This is a genomic window from Deltaproteobacteria bacterium (assembly GCA_005879535.1).
Lineage (GTDB): Bacteria > Myxococcota > Myxococcia > Myxococcales > 40CM-4-68-19 > 40CM-4-68-19.
Genome location: VBKI01000060.1, coordinates 1 through 3,707, shown reverse-complemented (window position 1 = coordinate 3,707; position 3,707 = coordinate 1). Strand labels below are relative to the sequence as shown.

Sequence of the window (3,707 nt, the reverse complement as noted above, 5' to 3'; positions counted from 1 at the left end):
CTGAAGAGCCAGCACCTCCCCGCGGCGAACGCCAAGGAAGAACGCGGTTGCGAAGAGCGGTCGCCACTTCGGTGAGAGCGCAGCCAGGACGCGGGGCACATCTTCCGCCGCGACGGTTGGGCGCTTCCGCTTCGGCTCCCTGAACTTCGGCAGCTCGAGCCGGTTGACTGGATTGGGGCCCATCCACCAGCCCACCGACCGCATTGAGGCGACGGCGTAGAGACGATGGCAGTAAGCGCGGAGATGGTTCAGGGTCGAAGGAGAGAGTTCGCCAATCTTCGAGTTGAGGAGCGCCGGCAGGGCCGGCCGCGGCGCCGCCCAGGAGCAGGTTGCCGAGGGCAGGGCGCAGGTGTTTTTCGACGGACAGCTTCATCGTCTGGGAGCGCAGGCGCGAGCCGTAGCGCTCCTGCCACAGGCCCATCAACTCGCCGAACGTGCGGCGACGGTTCTCATCGCTCGGCGCCAGGCCTTCGCGGTAACGGCTGAAGAGCTCGAGCTTGTGGAGAGTTGAAGATGGCGAGGGAGTCGGGCGGTCGCATGATTCTTGGGATCGCTGCGAGACTCAGCTTGTCCGTTCTGCTCCACCGGCTGTCTCGAATCGCTACTCCCGCGACGCCGCAACGTAAGCCCGCCGAGCGAGCTACGATTGGCCCGTTTCATGAAAAGCCGCCAGCGCCTTGGGCCGCGCCGACGCAGATCCGCCGCAGATTGGAGAGCAGGGAGCGCGACGGCAGTCCTTCGCTGGAGCTTCGAACTATCGCCGCCGCGAGCCGGAGAAGTCGCTCCTGTACGAGACAGTTCAGGGGGCACCTCAAGACGTTCCTGGCGGAGATCGAAGAGGATGGGAGCGGTTTGCCCCGCTTCGTCGTGGCCGAGTTCGAGCGATACCTGCGGTGCGGCATTCTCGCCAACGGATACGCTCGCGTGCGCTGCGTCGACTGCGGCGACGAGCTGCTTTAAAGGATCGCGCTGACGCGAACATTCGCGTCGACGACGCGTCATCGTCGGACCAGGTAAAGATTGCTGCGCTCGGGTTGAACTTTGCCCGCGCTGGTGCATCTTGCAGCAATGCAGCGAACCCTGGTCGCCATGCTTGCGGCTGGCGCGGCGCTGGCCGCAGGCGCATCGAATCGTGGAGAGGAGAAACGCGACGTGAGCTCGCAAAAGCGGGGCGCGGAGCCGCGCAAGCGCGCGCACGCGCAAGCGAAGGTCACCGTTCACGACTCCAGCGCGACTCCTTACGATCAGGCGGGAGGGCCGCCGCTGGCCGAGGTCCACATCCGCGAATCGTTCAGCGGAGACTTCGAGGGCGAATCGGCGGTCCGCGCCCTCCAGGTCCGCCGCGACGACGGGTTCGCGAGCCTCGTCAGCATGCAGCGATTCCGAGGCCGGCTCGGCGGCCGCGAGGGCGCCTTCGTGCTCCAGGGGTCGGAGACCGTCGAGAACGGCAAGATCAGGGCGACCTGGTTTGTCGTGCCGGGATCGGCAACGGGCGGCCTTGCCGGCCTGCGCGGCGAAGGGGGATTCGAAGGCCAGTTCGGACAAGGCTCGATCGCGACGCTCGACTATTGGTTCGAATGAGGCCGGCCGGTCACTTCGGATGGCGGATGATCGCGCCGCCGTGCACGTAGTAGACGGCCGTCGCGTCGACTGCGAGATCGTACCACGGCGTGTCGCTGTCGCTATCGATCGGCTGAAAACCGCCGCCGTCGGGGTTCGCGCGGAAGATGCCGTACGGCGGCGTTCCACTGTTCCAGTTCCAGTAGACCCCGGCGCCGTCGACCTCGAGCTGCGGAAGAAGCTGGAACCGGTCGATGCCGTTGCCGCCGGAGAGCGTGCGGACGGTGAAATCTGCCTTGCTGAGCGCGAGGACATGGCCCGTGTCGCTCGAAGGGAAGCCGTCGTCCGACAAACGGAAGTACACGTTGCTCGCGTCGACGCGGATCGCTTTTGCATAACGGCGGCCGCTGACGACGACGGTTTCGACGGCTCCGCCCGTGCGCGGAACCCTGCGGATCTCACCCTGCTGCGCCTTGTTGAACTGGGCGAAGTAGACGTGCGTCGCGTCGACGGCGAGCCCGCCGGCCGGGTCCTGTCCGCTGGCGAGCGTGGTCATCGCGCCGGCTTGAAGCCGGCGCACGGTTCCGATCTGGGGCCCCTCGCTCTCGGTCCAGTAGATCGCTCCCGTTTCGTCGAGCGCCAGCCGCGAGATGAAGCCGCCCTTGAAGAGCACGGTCGCGGCGCCGCCGCCGATCGGCTTCGAATTCAGGGTGCCGGTGTCCGTCCAGTAGAGGTTGCGGTCGTCTACCACGAGGGATGCGGGCGATGCGTCGGCCTCCTTGAAGGGGTCGCCGCCGCTCTTGGACATCGACCAGATCGCGATCGGCGGCCCGCTTTGCGTCCAGAAGATGCGGGTGGAGTTCAGCGCCACGCGTTCGTTCGAGGCCCCGGCGGGAGCCGGCACCAGGATTTGGGCCGAAGGGGGGACGACGATGAACGTGGCGGAGAGCGTCGCCGTGCCGACGAGCGCCCAATCGCAATCGCCGGTACCGCTGCACGCGCCGCTCCACCCCACGAACGTCGCGCCCGAGTCGGGCACCGCCGTGAGGTGAATGTCGTTGCCGCGCACCGTGCAATACCCGCGGCAGTCGCCATTGGCGGCGCGGACTAGGCCTGCGCCCGAAGTCGCCACGAGCAGGGTCGCTGTGCCGGAACTGCCGATGACGCCGCCGTCGGCGAAGACCTCCGCGCCAGCGTCGACCGGGCCGCCGCTGCCGACCCGGGCCGGAGCACGGCCGCAGGCGCACGCGAGCACGAACACGATGGCGCAGGTACGCATCGGAGACCCTCCTCGGCAGAGTGACACCGCGGCTGCCGGCCGACAAGCCTCGGCAGCGCCGGCGTCGCTCCAACGTTACTAAAATTGCCAGTCCTGCCCGCGAACACAGATTGCTTCAGTGCGCGCCCGGCCCATCAGGCGGGCCGCGCAGGACTTTGCTAGGCTACCGGTATGGAGGAGCCGACTGGCGAGAGGACAGAACGACCCCTATCCGACTTGTCCCTGTCCGACCTGCATCGCGCGCTCGAAGACGAGGCGCGCGCTGCGGCTGATGAGGAGGGCATGGACAGCACTCGCCTGTAGCTGAGGACGGGGCCGGCATCACCGCGATCTTTCGTTGACGAAACGGGTGAGATCTTCGGGCCGGATCCGAATGACGTTGACGATGCGGACGTGCGGGAGCACCCCCTCGGCGGCCCATTTGTAGACGGTTGCGGTGCAGACGCCGAGGAACTGGGCGACCTGGCGCACCGTGAGGAGTTGCTCGATCGCTGGTAGCAAATTGGTAGCAAAATCTCTGTGAATCGTGACGAATCGTTGCGATCCTTGGACGGCCGGGAGGGGTGCTGATCGGAAGGGTTCCGCAGCGTTGGGAAGCGTTGATGACGCTTGCGCGGCTTCCGGGCACGCTTGGGGTGCAAATGGTCGCCGGTTCAACGCGTGAACGACACCTTCATGCTCGTCTGCGAGATGGGCGTCACGAACGATCCCTGCGAGCCGGTGGCGAGCGGTGCGATGGCCTTGACGGTCAGATGTGCCTGGCCGAGGTAGTTGATCGGAGGCGTCGTCGCCGAGATTTGGTTCGTAATGGTGTGAAACAGCCAGTTTCCACTCCCGTCGTCGGCGAGAAAGTAGACGTCATAGTAGG

General features: G+C 66.4%; 3 protein-coding genes. 1 reads left to right on the top strand and 2 read right to left on the bottom strand.

Features of this window, described 5'->3' with window-relative positions; genetic code table 11:
* Positions 1–1,068: 1,068 nt before the first annotated feature.
* Positions 1,069–1,581 (top strand): DUF3224 domain-containing protein, encoded by a 513-nt coding sequence (locus E6J58_10040; protein TMB37886.1) that lies wholly within the window; start codon positions 1,069–1,071, stop codon positions 1,579–1,581.
* Positions 1,582–1,591: 10 nt separating this feature from the next.
* On the opposite strand, the gene E6J58_10035 is transcribed toward E6J58_10040, so the two are convergent.
* Both E6J58_10035 and E6J58_10030 read right to left on the bottom strand, forming a co-directional pair.
* Positions 1,592–2,839 (bottom strand): hypothetical protein, encoded by a 1,248-nt coding sequence (locus E6J58_10035; GenBank protein ID TMB37885.1) that lies wholly within the window; start codon positions 2,837–2,839, stop codon positions 1,592–1,594.
* 321 nt (positions 2,840–3,160) lie between these two features.
* Positions 3,161–3,664, bottom strand: a complete 504-nt coding sequence (locus E6J58_10030; GenBank protein ID TMB37884.1) for a helix-turn-helix domain-containing protein — start codon at positions 3,662–3,664, stop codon at positions 3,161–3,163.
* Between the last annotated feature and the right edge of the window lie 43 nt (positions 3,665–3,707).

What these genes read in the sequence shown, in the direction of transcription:
- E6J58_10035 (TMB37885.1), bottom strand. Translation starts at nt 2,839, where the DNA reads ATGCGTACCTGCGCCATCGTGTTCGTGCTCGCGTGCGCCTGCGGCCGT.
- E6J58_10040 (TMB37886.1), top strand. Translation starts at nt 1,069, where the DNA reads ATGCAGCGAACCCTGGTCGCCATGCTTGCGGCTGGCGCGGCGCTGGCC.